Consider the following 17,956-nt stretch of genomic DNA (forward strand, 5'->3'; position numbering starts at 1 on the left):
TATCATACCTATTCATGAAGATGACACTTGATTTTTTACCCAAAAAATAAGAAAGTTAAGGGATACTAAAAATCGGAACGAGGGACTTACATGGAAACGGCTGTCAAAGTAAAACTTAAAACGGTTATTCAGCAATCTGGAGAACAGCCAGAAATGTATGAACTTTGGTCGAGAGGAACAAGCCGACGACGAGGCGACAGTTTGTATTTACAATATGAAGAAATTCAAGACGAAAAAGCAATTAAAACGACGTTGAAAATAAAACAATCAGAAGCCCTTATTTTGCGAAGTGGTGGGGTGAATATGCGCCTAGCTTTTACGAAGGGTGCTGAACAAACGGGTTCGTATGAAAGTGAATACGGGACGCTCATGGTGAAGACGAAAACAAAACAATTAGAGCAACGAGACACGGAACATGGTGGAGAAATTGATATTTCGTACGACTTAATCGTTGGCGGACAGCATGTCGGGTTTTATACGCTTGAATTTACGTATACGGAGGAAACAATATGAATGCAGTAGAGCAAGTGCAACAAGCCATTAAAGAAGCCTTTCAGATGGCGATTACGAAAGCGGGTCTTTTAGAAGATGCAGAGTCGACACCCGCTATTCATTTAGAAACACCACGAGATAAAACAAATGGCGATTATGCAACGAACATTGCCATGCAACTGACGAAGCTTGCAAAAAAAGCCCCTCGTCAAATTGCTGAAGCGATCATAGAAAATTTGGATACTTCCTCCACTGAAATCGAGTCCGTGACGATTGCCGGACCAGGTTTTCTGAACATTATATTGAAAAAAGATTACTTAGCAAAAGTTGTGGAAACAATTGATGCACAAGGCGCGGAATACGGTCGAAGCGATTCTGGTAATGGCCAAAAAATTCAAGTGGAATTTGTTTCAGCTAATCCTACAGGGGATCTACATTTAGGACATGCACGTGGAGCAGCAGTTGGTGATGCGTTGTGTAACGTACTCGATTTCGCGGGATACGACGTTTCTCGGGAGTACTATATAAATGATGCTGGGAATCAAATCAACAATCTTGCATGGTCATTAGCAGCACGATACAAACAAGCTCTTGGGCAAGACGTTGCAATGCCAGAAGATGGCTATCACGGGCAAGATATTAAAGATATCGCTGCGAAGTTAGTCGATGAAAAAGGAGACGCGCTACTCGCTTTGTCAGAAGATGAGCAGTTTGAGTTTTTCCGTTCGTACGGGTTGAAAGTCGAGTTAGCGAAACTTCAAACAGATTTAGAAGCATATCGCGTGCCATTTGATCATTGGTTCTCCGAAACGTCACTTTATGAGAATGGAAAAATTGACATCGCGTTAAACAAATTACGGGAAAACGGGCATGTGTATGAAGAGGATGGAGCGACATGGTTCCGTTCCACCACTTTTGGAGACGATAAAGACCGTGTGTTAATTAAAAACGACGGATTGTTTACGTACTTAACGCCGGATATCGCGTACCATGAAGACAAAATTAGTCGCGGCTTTGAGAAGTTGATCAACATTTGGGGCGCAGATCATCACGGCTATATCCCGCGTATGAAAGCGGCAATTGAGGCGTTAGGATATGGCAAAGACACGTTAGAAGTGTCCATTATTCAAATGGTGCAGCTTTATAAAGACGGCGAAAAAATGAAAATGAGTAAACGTACTGGTAAAGCAGTCACTCTTCGTGAATTAGTGGATGAAGTAGGGTTAGATGCGGTTCGTTATTTCTTCGCAATGCGTTCTGGCGATTCTCATATGGATTTTGACTTAGATTTAGCTGTTTCACAATCGAATGAAAACCCAGTGTTCTACGCACAATATGCGCACGCGCGTATTGCGTCGATTCTACGTTCTGCAGAAGAACAGGGAATGAAAGCGTCGCTTGAGCATTTGGATTTATTAACCGCAGAAAAAGAACTCGATTTATTGAAAAAAATGGGAGACTTCCCGAAAATCGTCGCAGATGCTGCGAAATTCCGTTCACCACATCGAATTACGACGTATATTCAAGAACTAGCATCCGCATTCCATAGTTTCTATAATGCTGAAAAAGTGTTGGATGCGACGAACAAAGACTTGAGTGAAGCACGTCTTGCACTCATCACGTCAACAAAAACGACTATTGCGAACGCACTTCGTTTAGTGGGCGTTTCCGCACCAGAAAAAATGTAAGCGAACGTCTCGATTGTTACTAGGTACTTTTTGCCTATAGCGGTCGGGACGTTCCTTTTTTATACTTAAACAGTAACTACATATGCAACACGTTGGTGCTCTAGTTCAATCCTAGAGTTAAAAGGGAAGTCGGTTCAATTCCGGCGCGGTCCCGCCACTGTAAATGGGAGAACCTTGCAATACGTCACTGACACTGTCGGGAAGACGCAAAGGTTTGTCGATCATAAGCCAGGAGACCTGCCACGTGCGTTACACCCGCAAACCTACGAGGATAGGTCAGGTGCCAATCAGGATGTATCATGCCTATTTGACCCTACTATCTTCCGTGCATTTCGCGGAGGATTTTTTTATTGCCCAAAAGGAGGAAACACCATGTTCAAAAAACTTCGACTTGCACTACTCGTCCTCACGCTCAGCGTATTTGCTGCAGCATGTAATGACGAAACTCCCGTCCAGGAAAACAACACCGCTGCGACGGAGAATGAAACGACTTATCCAATGACACTGACTGATGTCACGGGAGAAGAAATTACGTTAGAAAAAGCACCTGAACACATTGTCTCGATGATTCCGAGCAACACCGAAATTTTGTTTGAACTAGGATTAGACGAGCAAGTAGTAGGTGTCTCTGACTTCGATAATTTCCCTGAAGAAGCGGCAGACAAAGAAAAAATTGGGGGAATGGAATTTAATGTGGAAAAAATTATTTCCTTATCCCCAGATCTAGTATTGGCGCATGAATCAGCACTCGGCACGTGGGATGCAGGACTTACGCAGCTACGTGATGCGGGTATCAAGGTATATACAGTGAAAAATGCAGAAAGCTTCGAGGAGACATATGAAACAATCGAAACGATTGGGGAATTAACAAATACGTCAAAAACTGCACGAAATGTTGTAAAAGACATGAAAGCCCACGTGGAAGAAATTACAGCAGCAACAAAAGGGATGGAGCCGAAATCGGTCTTAGTAGAAGTATCTCCGTCACCAGAAATTTACACGTCTGCTGGAAACACATTAATCGATGAAATGCTAAAAATGATTGGAGCAGAAAACGCTGCCGCTGATTTAGAAGGATGGGTAAAACTTGACCCAGAACAAATTATTGAACGTAATCCAGATGTTTTAATCACCACGTACGGCTCATACACCCCAAACGCAGTGGAACAAGTACTTTCACGTCCAGGGTTTGACGCAATAACTGCGGTGAAAGAAAAAGCAGTTGCGGATATCGATGCAGATATGACGAGTCGAATGGGACCCCGTTTAGATGACGGCTTAGAAGTGTTAGCGAAAGCAGTGTATCCGGAGGCGTTTAGTGAATAGACGTGTGGCAATCATGGGAATTTCCATCGCAATCCTTGTGGCGGCAATTCTACTTGGGATCACAGTGGGAAGTGTCTCCATTCCCGTCTCCACGTTATGGGATAAAAATGCACCAATAGGTGACCAAAATATTTTATGGCAAATACGTATGCCTCGTGTTGTGTTAGCTGGAATCGTGGGAGCGGCCCTTGCAATTGCAGGGGCTTCATTCCAAGGATTGCTACAAAATCCGTTAGCGGATCCATATACACTTGGTTTGTCGTCCGGAGCATCCGTTGGTGCTGTTGCCACACTCTTTTTCGGCTTGCAACTTCCACTTCTCGGAGCTTTTACACTTCCGGTTATGAGCATGCTTGGAGCTTTTCTCACGATGCTCGCTGTCATGACTTTTGCGAACTTAGTGGATCGGCAAATGAAAATGGAGACGCTTATTTTGACTGGAATTATTATGAGTTCGTTTCTCGGCTCGATTATTTCACTCATGATTGCCTTAACGGGCGATGAGCTTCGCCAAATCATCGGTTGGCTCTTAGGCTCCGTTTCAATGCGAGGATGGACGTACGTTCAGATGGCTCTCCCTTTCATTGCCATCGGAAGTGTTGCATTGCTGCTAGTGCGAAGAGAGTTAAATGTGCTCGCATTTGGAGAAGAGCGCGCCCAACATTTAGGGGTCTCCGTTAAACGAAGTAAATTTGTCGTGCTTGTCGCAGGATCGGTCGTCACTGGTGCTGCCGTCGCAGTGTCAGGAACGATAGGCTTTGTCGGACTAGTTGTTCCACATATGGTGCGACTTCTTGTAGGAGCGGATCACCGATATGTGTTGCCGCTTTCAATCATCAACGGCGCATCACTCCTCATACTGTGTGACTTAGTCGCCCGTACCATTATTGCCCCAACGGAACTACCGATCGGTGTCATCACCGCATTTTTAGGCGCACCGCTATTTGCATTTATCTTCTTTCACCACCGCAAAAGGGGAGGAGCGACGACATGATACGCATTGAAAATCTCTCGGGAGGATACGATACTCGACGGGTTATTCAAGATCTTTCATTTGAAGTAGCAAAAGGAGAAATCCTTGGCATCCTTGGACCGAATGGTAGCGGAAAGTCCACTTTAATGAAGTTCATGAGTGGAGTTCTCACGCCAAGTCACGGAGAAATCTATTTAAATGATCGGAACATTCGCGATTTCCGGCAAAAAGAACTTGCACAAAAAGTGAGCGTCCTTCCGCAGTTTCAAGGCAACACCTTTGATTATACGGTGCGCGAAACGATCGAACTCGGTCGCTACCCTTTTCGAAAAGGCTTTTTTCACGACTGGACGGAGGAAGATGAACGTGCCGTGACTTCTGCGATTGAACAAATGGAACTTGCTCGATTCGAGCACGTGTCGATCGACAGCTTATCTGGTGGTGAGCGCCAACGAGTCTTCTTAGCCCAAGCACTTGCGCAAACCCCGGAAATTCTCTTACTCGATGAACCGACGAATCACCTAGACATCGCACACCAAAAACAACTACTCGACACCGTGCGAAACTTAAGCAAAACGAGCGGGGTTACCATCATCGGAATTTTTCACGACATTAATCTCGCCTCCCTCTACTGCGACAAACTATTGCTCCTGCAAAATGGCAGCATCGCGCACTACGGAGAACCGCACGAAGTCATCAACTCACGCAACATCGACCAAATCTATCAAGCACGCATCATCACTCACCCACACCCGGAAATGCCAAAGCCGCAAATCACGCTGATGCCGGGAATAAAAAGAAGTGAACCAATGACGTTGTCGATTTCAGACTTCACATGCACGGACGACTATGTCCTTCTGCAAACAGCGCATCCTTGGAAAACGCTCTCTTCAGCTATTAACGGAGCTGGCATTGGCTGGGCAAAAACCTTTGTCAACCGGTGTGTAGCCCCGAATTACACCCATGCAAATGTGGAAACAGAAATGGAACAGTACCTACTGGAGCACCACTTCGTTCCTACTGAAACAATGGCCATGATGACCGCGATTTCACCACACAAGGCAGTCATCAAACAGTACTCGGGAACCGAATTCGTCGTTACCGTCATGGTAACCGCCGGGATTGGCAATGCAATGGACGTTTCCAAAAGTCACATGCAAAACCGGACGGCACCCGTTGGAACGATTAACACATGGGTATTGATAGAAGGTCACCTTCGGGAAGAAGCCTTCATCGAAGCCATGATCACCTCTACAGAGGCAAAAGCAAAAGCGCTGCAAATCGCAGAAGTACTCGACCCAGTTACACGAACAATCGCTACGGGAACACCTACCGATAGTCTACTTATTGCTGGTTCACAACAAGGCATCGATATCCCATTTGCAGGACCAGCAACAGAAGTAGGGAAAATCATCGGCAAAGGTGTGTACGAAGCAACACTGGAAGCCATCTATACGTACCGCCAAAAAACCTCTACATTGTAGGGGTTTTTGTTTGGGGCTCTACTTCATTGCTATAAGACCAGTTAACAATCGTGAAAAACGTGCAAGTTTCGGCTGAAAACATGCAAGTTTTGCCTCAAAACGTGCAAAAAACGGAAATCTCCTGTTAATAAACGCAAAAAACTTGCAACGAGCCATATTTTTCCAAAAATTTTTCGCTGACGAAAACGCCCATCAAAAGACTGATCGGTGCGTTTTGCTCTACAAAACGTTTCTTATTTAAGTCCTCTTTAAGTCCTCAGAGATTGCAAAAATAGGAGAGATTTCCTTCTAATGAAAGTCCCAAGCGCCATCTTCTTTCTCTATGGAAGCACACGATTTCATCTTAACAACGAATATTCAGAAGAATCTATTGACTGAATGCTCATTCAGTTTTACACTAGAAGTTAATATCGACATTCGTAGGTGGATACCCTACACTAAAAACAAAGGTCATCATCACGAAAGGGGCGCTTCACTTGCAACCATTATTGATTGCAAACTGGATATTATTCATTGCTGTAACCGCTTACGCAATTGGACTATTCATTTATCTCATCAAGACACGCTATGAATTTATCAAGCTCGGGAAGAAAGTTGAGTTTGAAGATAACGTGAAAGAACGTTTACGTAAAATTTGGGTGTATGTATTTGGTCAAAAGAAACTATTGAAAGATAAGAAGTCTGGTGCAATCCATGTCATGTTTTTCTATGGATTCTTACTTGTACAATTCGGTGCCATCGACTTCATTTGGAAAGGGTTAGCTCCAGGGTCGCATTTGCCATTAGGTCCAGTGTATCCTGCATTTACGTTCTTCCAAGAAATTGTCACAGTCGTGATTTTAATTGCGGTTGTGTGGGCGTTTTACCGCCGTTATATTGAAAAATTAGTACGTTTAAAACGTGGTTGGAAATCTGGATTAGTTCTCATTTTCATCGGTGGATTAATGGTTTCCGTTTTAGTCGGAAACGCAATGAACATGATTTGGCATGACCATGCAGCGACGTGGTCTGAGCCGGTTGCATCATCCATTGCATCTGTGTTCAGATTATTACCTGATCCTGCTGCCATTACGATTTTCGCTATCATGTGGTGGGCACACTTATTATTCTTATTAACATTCTTAGTCTACGTTCCACAGTCAAAGCATGCGCATTTAATTGCGGGTCCTGCAAACGTCTATTTCAACCGATTAGACAATGTTGGAAAGCTTCGTGCCATTAACTTTGAAGAAAGCGAAGACGAAGAAGCGGATGAAGACGAAATGCCGTCCTTCGGTGTTGGTCGAATAGAAGAGTTTACGCAAGCACAAATGATCGACTTTTATGCATGTGTAGAATGTGGACGTTGTACGAATATGTGTCCAGCGACTGGAACAGGAAAAATGCTGTCTCCAATGGACTTGATTACAAAACTTCGTGATCACTTAACAAAAACAGGTGCAGTAACAACAAAGCAAAAGCCGTGGGTTCCTGCATTTGCATTTAACAACACGCAAGGAAACCAACTAGCAATGGCTGCTGGTGCTGAAGGTGCTGTTATTGAAGATATTTATAGCCCGTCATTAATTGGAGAAGTCATCTCGGAAGAAGAAATTTGGGCATGTACGACTTGCCGTAACTGTGAAGACCAATGCCCAGTAATGAATGAGCACGTGGACAAAATCATTGACCTACGTCGTTATCTAGTTATGACAGAAGGTAAAATGGACAAAGATGCCCAGCGTGCGATGACGAATATCGAAAAACAAGGAAATCCTTGGGGATTAAACCGTAAAGAAAAAGAAAATTGGCGAGATGCTCGTCCAGACGTGTCGATTCCAACCGTGAAAGAACTTTCGAAAGCTGGCGAAGAATTCGAGTACTTATTCTGGGTAGGTTCTATGGGAGCGTTTGATAATCGCTCACAAAAAATTGCCATTGCATTCGCTCGTTTGATGAACGAAGCAGGCGTGAAGTTTGCCATTCTTGGGAATAAAGAGAAGAACTCTGGAGACACACCACGTCGACTAGGAAACGAGTTTTTATTCCAAGAATTAGCGTCATCGAATATCGCGGAGTTTGAGAAAAATGACATCAAGAAAATTGTCACAATCGATCCTCACGCATACAACATTTTCAAAAACGAATATCCAGACTTCGGGTGGAGTGGAGAAGTATTGCACCATACTGAAATGCTATATGACCTTGTTATGCAAGGGAAGTTGAAGCCGCAGTTTGCAATTGATGAAACGATTACGTTCCATGATTCATGTTACTTAGGCCGATACAATGATGTATACGATCCACCACGTGAAATCTTAAAAGCCATTCCTGGTGTGAAACTAGTGGAAATGGAACGTAACCGCGAAACGGCAATGTGCTGTGGAGCTGGTGGAGGATTAATGTGGATGGAAGAACATGTTGGAACTCGTATCAACGTCGCTCGAACAGAACAAGCACTTGCTGTGAGCCCAACGATGATTTCATCGGGATGTCCTTACTGCTTAACGATGCTTTCAGATGGAACGAAAGCAAAAGAAGTAGAAGAAACAGTTGGCACATATGATATTGCGGAATTACTAGAGCGTTCGGTGTTAGGGGACTTCGAACCTCCTGTAGAAGAAGTAGAAGAAGAGCCAATCGTTCAATAGATTGAAATGGGATGAAATTCACGATACAATAAAGGTAATTAAAAAGGGAGTCGATGTACTCCCTTTTTCTTTGCGTATTTTCCGACTGAGCGTTCGCTCGGTTAATAATCACGTATTTTTGAAAGCGATTTCATACAAAGGAGCGAGATAGATGACAAAGACAGTTATTTTAGCAGGCGCACGTACACCGTTTGGGAAAATGGGTGGTTCATTAGCATCGAAAACAGCAAGTGACTTAGGGGCAGTTGCCATCAAAGCTGCAATGGAAAAAGCAGGAGTAACGCCAGAAGCAATCGATGAAGTAATCATGGGTACTGTCTTACAGGCAGGACAAGGTCAAATTCCATCAAGACAAGCTGCAACGAAAGCTGGTCTCCCTTGGTCCGTGAAAACAGAAACAATCAACAAAGTATGCGCATCGGGCATGCGCGCTGTATCTCTTGGAGATCAACTAATTCGTCTTGGCGAAGAAGAAGTGATCGTCGCTGGTGGAATGGAGTCAATGTCTAATGCACCTTACTACTTACCTAAAGGACGCTTTGGGCTTCGTATGGGAGATGCCCAAATGGTCGATGGCATGATCTACGATGGACTGTCATGTGCGTTTAATGCGGGACGCCCTCACATGGGAACATACGGAAACGGCACAGCGGAAAAGTTTGAATTAACGCGTGAAACACAAGATAAATGGGCGGAAAGAAGCCATACATTAGCACTTCAAGCGATGGAAGATGGCAAGTTTGACGAGGAAATCGTTTCGGTCGAAATCCCTCAACGAAAAGGCGATGCCGTTGTCGTATCAAAAGACGAAGCGCCTCGCCCTGGAACTTCTGTAGATGTACTCGCTAATTTAAAACCAGCCTTCGGCAAAGATGGAACGATTACTGCTGGAAATGCACCTGGGGTAAATGATGGTGCTGCCGCTTTAGTTCTCATGAATGAAAGCCGTGCACAACAAGAAGGCAAGGACATTCTTGCAACGGTGATTGGGCATGCAGAAGTCGCGATCGAACCTGAACGTTTCCCTGAAACTCCAGGCTTAGTAATCAATGCGATTCTAGAAAAAACAGGCAAGAAATTAGAAGAAATCGATTTATTTGAAATTAATGAAGCATTTTCCGCAGTAGCGCTTGCATCGAACAAAATTGCAGGACTAGATGACGAAAAAGTAAACGTAAATGGCGGAGCAGTAGCACTTGGTCACCCAATCGGAGCGAGTGGCGCACGCATTATTTTAACATTAGCGAACGAGCTTAAACGTCGCGGTGGCGGTATTGGGATTGCCGCAATTTGCTCTGGTGGCGGACAAGGCGATGCAGTAATGATTGAAGTGGCGAAAAACTAAATTTTATTCCATTAAAAACAACGATTTCCCTAAGGAGGACGAAGAATGACTATTCAAAAAGTACTCGTAATAGGTGCTGGACAAATGGGTTCAGGGATTGCACAAGTGTGTGCACAAGCAGGTTTTGATGTGAAACTGAATGACCGCGAAGAACAATTTTACAATCGCGGTATTCAAGTCATCACGAAAAACCTTTCCCGAGACGTAGAAAAAGGACGTAAAACAGAAGAAGAAAAAACGGAAATATTAAATCGTATCTCCAAATCACTTGATTTAAACGATGCAGCGGATGTTGATTTAGTCATTGAAGCGGCAGTGGAAAACATGGAGATTAAACAACAAATTTTCCGCCAGTTAGATGAAATCACACCTGCACATACGATTTTAGCGACCAATACATCGTCTCTTCCGATCACGGAAATTGCTGCAGTGACAAATCGTCCGGCCAAAGTGATTGGAATGCACTTTATGAATCCTGTACCAGTGATGAAACTGGTTGAAATCATTCGTGGGCTTGCAACGACGGATGAAGTGTATGCAGCAATTGAAGAAATGACGAAAAAATTAGCGAAAGTTCCAGTAGAAGTAAACGACTTCCCTGGTTTCGTCTCTAACCGTATTTTAATGCCAATGATTAACGAAGCGATTTATACGCTATATGAAGGTGTCGCGACGAAAGAAGCTATTGACGAGGTCATGAAACTCGGTATGAATCACCCAATGGGACCACTTCAACTAGCAGACTTTATCGGGCTTGATACATGTCTATACATCATGGAAATACTACACGAAGGATTTGGCGACAGTAAGTACCGTCCATGCCCACTGCTACGTAAATACGTAAAAGCTGGCTGGTTAGGGAAGAAAACGGGTCGCGGATTCTACGTGTACGAATAGGAGGATCCTCTCGTGCAACTGAAATTTACCGAAGAACAACTGATGATGCGCAACATGGTACGAGACTTTGCTCAAACAGAAATCACTCCTTTCATTGATCGGATGGAAGCAGGGGAATTTCCTCGCGACATCATGAAGAAAATGGGCGAGCTTGGACTGATGGGTATCACTTCTCCTGAAAAATATGGAGGAGCAGAAATGGACTTCACCAGCTACATTATCGCAATTCACGAATTGTCAAAAGTAAGCGCGGTCGTGGGAGTCGTGTTATCTGTTCATACGTCCGTTGGGACAAATCCTATTTTGTATTTTGGGAATGAAGAGCAGAAAACCAAATACGTTCCAAAGCTAGCATCTGGCGAATGGTTAGGCGCATTCTGTTTGACAGAACCTTCCTCTGGATCAGACGCATCCGCGATGAAATCACGTGCTGTGAAAAAGGCTGATCACTATGTGCTAAATGGCTCTAAGATTTTCATTACAAACGGGGGAGAAGCAGACGTCTATATCGTTTTTGCATCCACAGATCCGTCACAAGGATCACGCGGCGTATCGGCATTTATCGTCGATAAATCTTCACCAGGACTGATTATCGGAAAAGATGAAGAAAAAATGGGATTACACGGATCACGAACAGTGCAACTCACATTTGAAGATATGATCGTTCCAGCGGAAAACCTTTTAGGCGAAGAAGGAGAAGGATTTAAGATTGCGATGGCGAACTTAGATGTAGGTCGTATCGGAATAGCTGCACAAGCACTTGGCATCGCGGAAGCAGCATACGAAGCAGCCGTTGCGTATGCAAAAGAACGCGAACAATTTGGCAAACCGATTGCCGCTCAACAAGGTGTTGGCTTTAAACTTGCCGACATGGCAACAAAAGTAGAAGCAGCAAAATTACTTGTATACAAAGCAGCCAGCCTTCGTGCAGCAGGAAAAGACTGTGGGAAAGAAGCAAGTATGGCGAAGCTCTTCGCGGCGCAATCCGCCATGGACATTGCAATCGAAGCTGTTCAAGTATTCGGTGGCTATGGCTATACAGAAGACTACCCAGTAGAGCGCTACTTCCGTGACGCGAAAGTGACGCAAATTTACGAAGGTACATCTGAAATTCAACACATCGTGATTAGTAAACATTTGTTGAAGTGAAGAAAAGATAATCACGCACCTTTGCTTGTTCAGGATGTTTCACCGCAGGCGCCGTCTCAGCCTCCTCATGCAGCTAAAAAGCTGCACTGCGGGGTCTTCAACTGACGCTACTCCTGCAGGTTCAACACCTGAACTTATACAAAGGTGCCATGCTACAACTCTTAAAGTGTAGAGGTCTACTAAATTAGTCAAGAGTCGTAGAGGAGTACTGAGTAAACTCTTTCTCATTCGATTGAAATGGAGACGGCAACTCCTGTGGGAAAAAGGTCAGAATGTGACCCCGCAACGAGCATGCGAGCGAGGAGGCACATTGACCTTCCGGGTCGAAAGAACGCGACATCCATGTCGCATTTAGACATGCGAGCATCCTTGCTCTTAAAGCGTCCGCCGAAATGAAAATCGAAGATTTTCGAGCATCTAATTTTATAAAACGTTCGAAAAAATGAAGTTAATTTAAAAAGCCAATTAATAAATTTCTTAAAATAAACTAGATTTAAAGGAGCAAATCAAAATGAATTTCCAACTATCTGAAGAACATGAAATGATCCGCAAAATGGTACGCGATTTTGCGACGAAAGAAGTAGCACCAACAGCTGCAGAACGTGACGAAGAAGAGCGTTTTGACCGCGAGTTATTCGACAAAATGGCAGAGCTAGGGTTAACAGGTATTCCATGGCCAGAAGAGTATGGCGGAATTGGTTCAGATTATCTTGCATACTGTATCGCGGTAGAAGAACTTTCACGCGTGTGTGCTTCTACAGGTGTTACGTTATCTGCACATACATCACTTGCTGGATGGCCAGTATTCAAATTTGGTACAGAAGAACAGAAGCAAAAATACTTACGTCCAATGGCGGAAGGTTCTAAAATTGGTGCTTACGGTTTAACAGAGCCAGGTTCAGGTTCAGACGCGGGTGGAATGAAAACATACGCGAAATTAGATGGCGATCACTATGTATTAAATGGTTCAAAGATCTTCATTACAAATGGTGGAATTGCGGACATTTACATCGTGTTTGCAGTAACAGACCCTGAATCGAAACATAACGGAACATCTGCATTTATCGTAGAAGCTGATTTCGCCGGATTCTCTGTTGGTAAAAAAGAAAAGAAACTAGGAATTCGCTCTTCACCTACTACAGAAATTATCTTTGATAACTGCCGTGTACCGAAAGAGAACATGTTAGGTGCTGAAGGAGAAGGCTTCAAAATCGCGATGAAAACGCTAGATGGCGGACGTAACGGGATTGCTGCTCAAGCAGTAGGGATTGCACAAGGTGCGATGGATGCAGCAATTGACTATGCGAAAGAACGTGTACAATTCGGGAAACCGATTGCAGCAAATCAAGGGGTTTCATTTAAATTAGCAGACATGGCAACATCGATTGAAGCATCTCGTTTATTGACATACCAAGCAGCTTGGTTAGAGTCTAACAATTTATCGTACGGTAAAGAGTCTGCGATGGCGAAATTGATGGCTGGCGATACAGCAATGAAAGTAACAACGGAAGCAGTGCAAGTGTTTGGTGGATATGGTTATACAAAAGATTATCCAGTAGAACGTTATATGCGCGACGCGAAAATTACGCAAATTTACGAGGGTACACAAGAAATTCAACGTCTTGTCATCTCTCGAATGATTACGAAGTAATTGTGCGAGCAGTAGATGCTAAACGTGAAGTTCCTTCGAATGTGAAAGATGAGAGCCTGATTAACAAACGCAGGATGCAAATGATCCGCGGGGCTGTCGCGCTCTTTAAGCAAAAGGGCTATCATCGAACGACAACGAGGGAAATCGCGAAAGAAGCGGGCTTTAGCATAGGAACGTTGTATGAATACATTCGTACAAAAGAAGATGTACTGTATTTAGTGTGTGACAGTATTTATGAAGAAGTGCAGCAACGACTTTCAGGTATAGCTCAACAAGAAGGAAGTTTAGAAGGCTTAGAAAAAGCGATTCGACAGTACTATGAATTGATTGACGAAATGCAAGACGAATTTGTCGTGATGTACCAAGAATCAAAGTCGTTGCCTAAAGATGCACTAGAATATGTGTTGAATAAAGAGCTTGAAATGGTGGCACTTTTTGAAAATATTCTTCGGGATTGTCAAAAAGCCGGTGAAATTCATGTGAAAGACGAGTCTATTTCACTTGCGGCACATCATTTAGTGATTCAAGGACAAATGTGGGCGTTTCGGCGATGGGGTCTTCATTCCCACTATACGTTGGATCAATTTATGGATGACCAATTGCAGTGGCTACTACATGGAATAAAAGGGAACGGAGGAACAACATGACGCAAACAGTGGAAATTTATCGACCAGCAAACCCAGTTCGATTTGTCACGGCATCGAGTTTATTTGACGGACATGACGCTTCGATCAATATTATGCGCCGAATTCTTCAATCAAGTGGAGCAGAAGTGATCCATTTAGGACACAACCGTTCGGTAGAAGAAGTCGTCAATGCGGCGATTCAAGAAGACGCACAAGGAATCGCGATTTCATCGTATCAAGGAGGACATGTGGAGTATTTCAAATACATGCATGACTTACTTGCTGAGCGAGGGGCACCACATATTCGCATTTACGGCGGTGGTGGCGGGGTTATTATCCCGAAAGAAATCAAAGAATTACAAGATTACGGTATTGCAGGGATTTTCTCCCCTGAAGACGGTCGTACGCTTGGTTTACAAGGTATGATTAATCGCATGTTAGAAGAGTGTGATCAAGCCGTGAAGACTTCTGGTATCGAAGCGGCTATGGAAAAATTAGATACAGAGCACCCGGAAGTGCTGTCCAAACTAATCTCAGTCGCAGAGGCAGGATATGGAACGGATAATGCAGATGCGAAGAAATTGGTAGCAGATGCAAAATCTCGCACAAAGAAAACACCTGTACTTGGCATTACAGGAACAGGGGGAGCAGGGAAGTCATCTTTAACGGATGAATTAATTCGCCGCTTCTTACACGAACTTCCAGACAAAAAAATTGCCATTTTATCAATTGACCCGACGAAACAAAAAACGGGTGGAGCGCTTCTAGGAGACCGTATTCGGATGAATGCGATTTTTAACAAACGAGTGTTCATGCGTAGTTTAGCGACTCGTGGATCGCGTACAGAATTATCTGGAGCGACTGCCGATGTGCTAGACGTTGTTCGTGCAGCTGGGTACGATTTAATTGTTGTAGAAACGAGTGGAATCGGACAAGGAGACGCAGAAATTGCGAATATCTCCGACTTATCCATGTATGTCATGACGAGTGAATTTGGAGCACCATCGCAATTAGAAAAAATCGACATGATCGATTACGCAGATTTAATTGTGATTAATAAATTCGAACGAAAAGGTTCGGAAGATGCACTTCGTCAAGTACAAAAGCAATATCAACGCAGCCGTGGTTTATGGGATGCGAAACTGGATGAAATGCCTGTCTTCGGAACAATTGCGAGCCAGTTTAACGATAAAGGAACGAATTCGTTATTCGCTGCATTAGTGAAGAAGGTAAATGAAGTAGCAGGTACTGACTGGACAACATCGTATGAAATGTCTGTCTTAACGCAAAAACAAGACGTCATTATTCCAAATGACCGCCGCTATTATTTACGCGAAATTACGGACACAGTTCGGGGTTACCATAAGAAAAGTGAACAGCAAGTGGAACTTGCACGTCGATTGTTCCAATTAGAAGGAGCGATTGCAGCGGTAAAAGAGCAAGGGTCAAACGAAGGAATGGTGGAATCTCTTCAAACACTTGCAAATAGCGTTAAAGAGGAATTGTCAACAGAATCTCGTCGCATTTTAGACAACTGGTCAGCGTTAAAAGAGGCATATGCGGGAGACGAATTTGTTACGAAAATTCGCGACAAAGAACTCCGGACGATTTTACGTACAGAGAGTTTATCAGGCTTGAAAATTCCGAAAGTCGCATTACCTAAATTCGTTGACTATGGAGAAATTTTACGCTGGGTATACAAAGAAAATGTTCCGGGTTCATTCCCTTATACTGCAGGTGTTTTCCCGTTCAAACGAGAAGGCGAAGATCCGAAACGTCAATTCGCAGGTGAAGGAACGCCAGAACGTACGAACCGTCGTTTCCATTACTTGTCAAAAGACGATGATGCGAAACGTCTTTCGACGGCATTTGACTCCGTCACGTTGTACGGGGAAGATCCAGATCACCGTCCCGATATTTACGGGAAAGTGGGAGAGTCAGGCGTAAGTATTTGTACATTAGAAGACATGAAAAAGCTGTATGCAGGCTTTGACTTATGTGCACCGTCGACTTCTGTATCCATGACGATTAATGGTCCTGCTCCGATTATTCTTGCGATGTTTATGAACACAGCGATTGATCAACAAGTGAAAAAACGCGAAGAAGAACTTGGTCGCGTGTTAACTATGGAAGAATTTACGGAAACGCGTGAACAAACAATGCAAGTAGTGCGTGGAACGGTGCAAGCGGATATTCTGAAAGAAGACCAAGGGCAAAATACGTGTATTTTCTCGACAGAATTTGCGCTTCGCATGATGGGGGATATTCAACAGTTCTTCATTGACAAAAAAGTACGCAACTACTATTCTGTGTCGATTTCTGGCTACCACATTGCAGAAGCGGGTGCTAATCCGATTTCACAACTTGCCTTTACACTCGCAAATGGCTTTACGTACGTGGAATATTATTTAAGCCGTGGAATGAACATCGATGATTTTGCGCCAAACTTATCGTTCTTCTTCTCCAACGGTTTAGACCCAGAATATACGGTGATCGGACGTGTTGCTCGTCGTATTTGGGCAGTCACAATGCGCGAAAAATACGGCGCAAACGACCGCTCGCAAAAACTGAAATACCACGTCCAAACATCTGGACGTAGCTTGCACGCTCAGGAGATTGACTTTAATGACATTCGTACGACATTGCAAGCATTAATGGCCCTTCAAGACAACTGTAACTCACTTCACACAAATGCGTATGATGAAGCGATTACAACGCCAACAGAAGAGTCCGTTCGTCGTGCAATGGCGATTCAAATGATTATCACAAAAGAGCACGGCTTATCGAAAAATGAAAATCCGTTGCAAGGTGCTTTCATTGTCGAAGAATTAACCGATATCGTGGAAGAAGCAGTGCTACAAGAGTTCGATCGCATCAACGATCGCGGTGGCGTTCTTGGAGCAATGGAAACGCAGTACCAACGTGGAAAAATTCAAGAAGAATCCATGCATTATGAAATGTTGAAGCACACTGGGGAATTACCTATCATCGGGGTAAACACGTATTTGAACCCGAACCCACCTTCATCAGATGATATCGATAACATGGAACTCGCACGTGCGACAAAAGAAGAAAAAGAAACGCAAATTTCCAATCTTCGTGCGTTCCAACAAACACACGAAACGGAAACGGAAGCTGCATTGCGAAAACTGAAAGATGTCGCAGTTTCTGGTGGTAACTTATTTGCGGAATTAATGGAAACCGTGAAAGTAGCATCACTTGGCCAAATCACAAATGCTTTATACGAAGTAGGCGGACAATACCGTCGTAATATGTAAAAGAGGAAGCGATCTCGGAGAAATTCGGGATCGTTTTTTTTTCGATTGAAGCCGGGAAGATGGTTTCGACCATACTCATTTTGGCGGAACCGTCCGATAGAAAGTATTTTTTTGAAAAGTGTCAGTAGTGGAAAATCATCCTTTCGGAATGCCGCGCCGATAGAATGGACTGTTACGCCAATAGGAAGGAAATTGCGCTTATAGAAAGAGGATCCGCGCTTATAGAACGGCATTCTGCGCCGATAAAATAGCGTTTTGCGCTGATAGAAGGTGTGTTATAGTATGATAAAATCATTTATATTAATTTTCCGATGCGACATTTGATGCTTTACGTTCATTGTTAAACATACCTTATGGTAAGGGGGGAACAAACATGGCAAAAGGATTTTTTCTTCTCGTCATTGTCTTAATCGTAAT

The 17,956-nt window shown here is 43.7% G+C and carries 12 protein-coding genes and 1 riboswitch; all 12 genes read left to right on the plus strand.

The genetic code is table 11. The annotated features are described in order from the left end of the window. The first annotated feature begins 90 nt into the window (after nucleotides 1–90). The 12 genes from D3873_RS02495 (at nucleotide 91) to icmF (ending at nucleotide 17,539) form a co-directional block, all read left to right on the plus strand. Nucleotides 91–513: a YwiB family protein gene (locus tag D3873_RS02495; protein WP_119882538.1), complete on the plus strand. Its 423-nt coding sequence runs from the start codon at nucleotides 91–93 to the stop codon at nucleotides 511–513. After that, nucleotides 510–2,180 (plus strand): arginine--tRNA ligase, encoded by a 1,671-nt coding sequence (gene argS, locus D3873_RS02500; protein ID WP_119882539.1) that lies wholly within the window; start codon nucleotides 510–512, stop codon nucleotides 2,178–2,180. The genes D3873_RS02495 and argS overlap by 4 nt, the downstream gene beginning before the upstream one ends. Before the next feature lie 75 nt (nucleotides 2,181–2,255). Then, nucleotides 2,256–2,439, plus strand: a riboswitch (cobalamin riboswitch). A 113-nt stretch (nucleotides 2,440–2,552) separates the two neighbouring features. Then, the gene (locus D3873_RS02505) at nucleotides 2,553–3,506 is read left to right on the plus strand and encodes an ABC transporter substrate-binding protein (RefSeq protein ID WP_119882540.1); all 954 of its coding nucleotides are present in this window, start codon (nucleotides 2,553–2,555) and stop codon (nucleotides 3,504–3,506) included. A 13-nt stretch (nucleotides 3,507–3,519) separates the two neighbouring features. After that, nucleotides 3,520–4,500 carry a FecCD family ABC transporter permease gene (locus tag D3873_RS02510; RefSeq protein ID WP_119884455.1) on the plus strand — a complete coding sequence of 327 codons (981 nt, stop codon included), beginning with the start codon at nucleotides 3,520–3,522 and terminating at the stop codon, nucleotides 4,498–4,500. Then, nucleotides 4,497–5,963, plus strand: coding sequence for an adenosylcobinamide amidohydrolase (locus tag D3873_RS02515; protein ID WP_119882541.1), 1,467 nt, complete (start codon nucleotides 4,497–4,499; stop codon nucleotides 5,961–5,963). The genes D3873_RS02510 and D3873_RS02515 overlap by 4 nt, the downstream gene beginning before the upstream one ends. A 476-nt stretch (nucleotides 5,964–6,439) precedes the next feature. Further along, the gene (locus tag D3873_RS02520) at nucleotides 6,440–8,593 is read left to right on the plus strand and encodes a (Fe-S)-binding protein (RefSeq protein ID WP_119882542.1); all 2,154 of its coding nucleotides are present in this window, start codon (nucleotides 6,440–6,442) and stop codon (nucleotides 8,591–8,593) included. A gap of 151 nt (nucleotides 8,594–8,744) precedes the next feature. After that, a complete protein-coding gene (locus tag D3873_RS02525) occupies nucleotides 8,745–9,938 on the plus strand; it encodes an acetyl-CoA C-acetyltransferase (protein ID WP_119882543.1) in 1,194 nt (397 codons plus the stop codon). A 45-nt stretch (nucleotides 9,939–9,983) separates the two neighbouring features. Continuing rightward, nucleotides 9,984–10,835 carry a 3-hydroxybutyryl-CoA dehydrogenase gene (locus tag D3873_RS02530; protein WP_119882544.1) on the plus strand — a complete coding sequence of 284 codons (852 nt, stop codon included), beginning with the start codon at nucleotides 9,984–9,986 and terminating at the stop codon, nucleotides 10,833–10,835. A 12-nt stretch (nucleotides 10,836–10,847) separates the two neighbouring features. Continuing rightward, nucleotides 10,848–11,984, plus strand: coding sequence for an acyl-CoA dehydrogenase (locus D3873_RS02535; protein WP_119882545.1), 1,137 nt, complete (start codon nucleotides 10,848–10,850; stop codon nucleotides 11,982–11,984). 511 nt (nucleotides 11,985–12,495) lie between these two features. Next, on the plus strand, nucleotides 12,496–13,635 hold the full coding sequence (locus D3873_RS02540) for an acyl-CoA dehydrogenase (protein ID WP_119882546.1): 1,140 nt from the start codon (nucleotides 12,496–12,498) through the stop codon (nucleotides 13,633–13,635). A gap of 80 nt (nucleotides 13,636–13,715) precedes the next feature. Beyond that, on the plus strand, nucleotides 13,716–14,282 hold the full coding sequence (locus D3873_RS02545; protein WP_119884456.1) for a TetR/AcrR family transcriptional regulator: 567 nt from the start codon (nucleotides 13,716–13,718) through the stop codon (nucleotides 14,280–14,282). Then, on the plus strand, nucleotides 14,279–17,539 hold the full coding sequence (icmF, locus tag D3873_RS02550) for a fused isobutyryl-CoA mutase/GTPase IcmF (RefSeq protein ID WP_119882547.1): 3,261 nt from the start codon (nucleotides 14,279–14,281) through the stop codon (nucleotides 17,537–17,539). Before D3873_RS02545 ends, icmF begins: the two co-directional genes overlap by 4 nt. Nucleotides 17,540–17,956: the final 417 nt, after the last annotated feature.

This window comes from Paenisporosarcina cavernae (genome assembly GCF_003595195.1).
Taxonomy (GTDB): Bacteria; Bacillota; Bacilli; order Bacillales_A; family Planococcaceae; genus Paenisporosarcina; species Paenisporosarcina cavernae.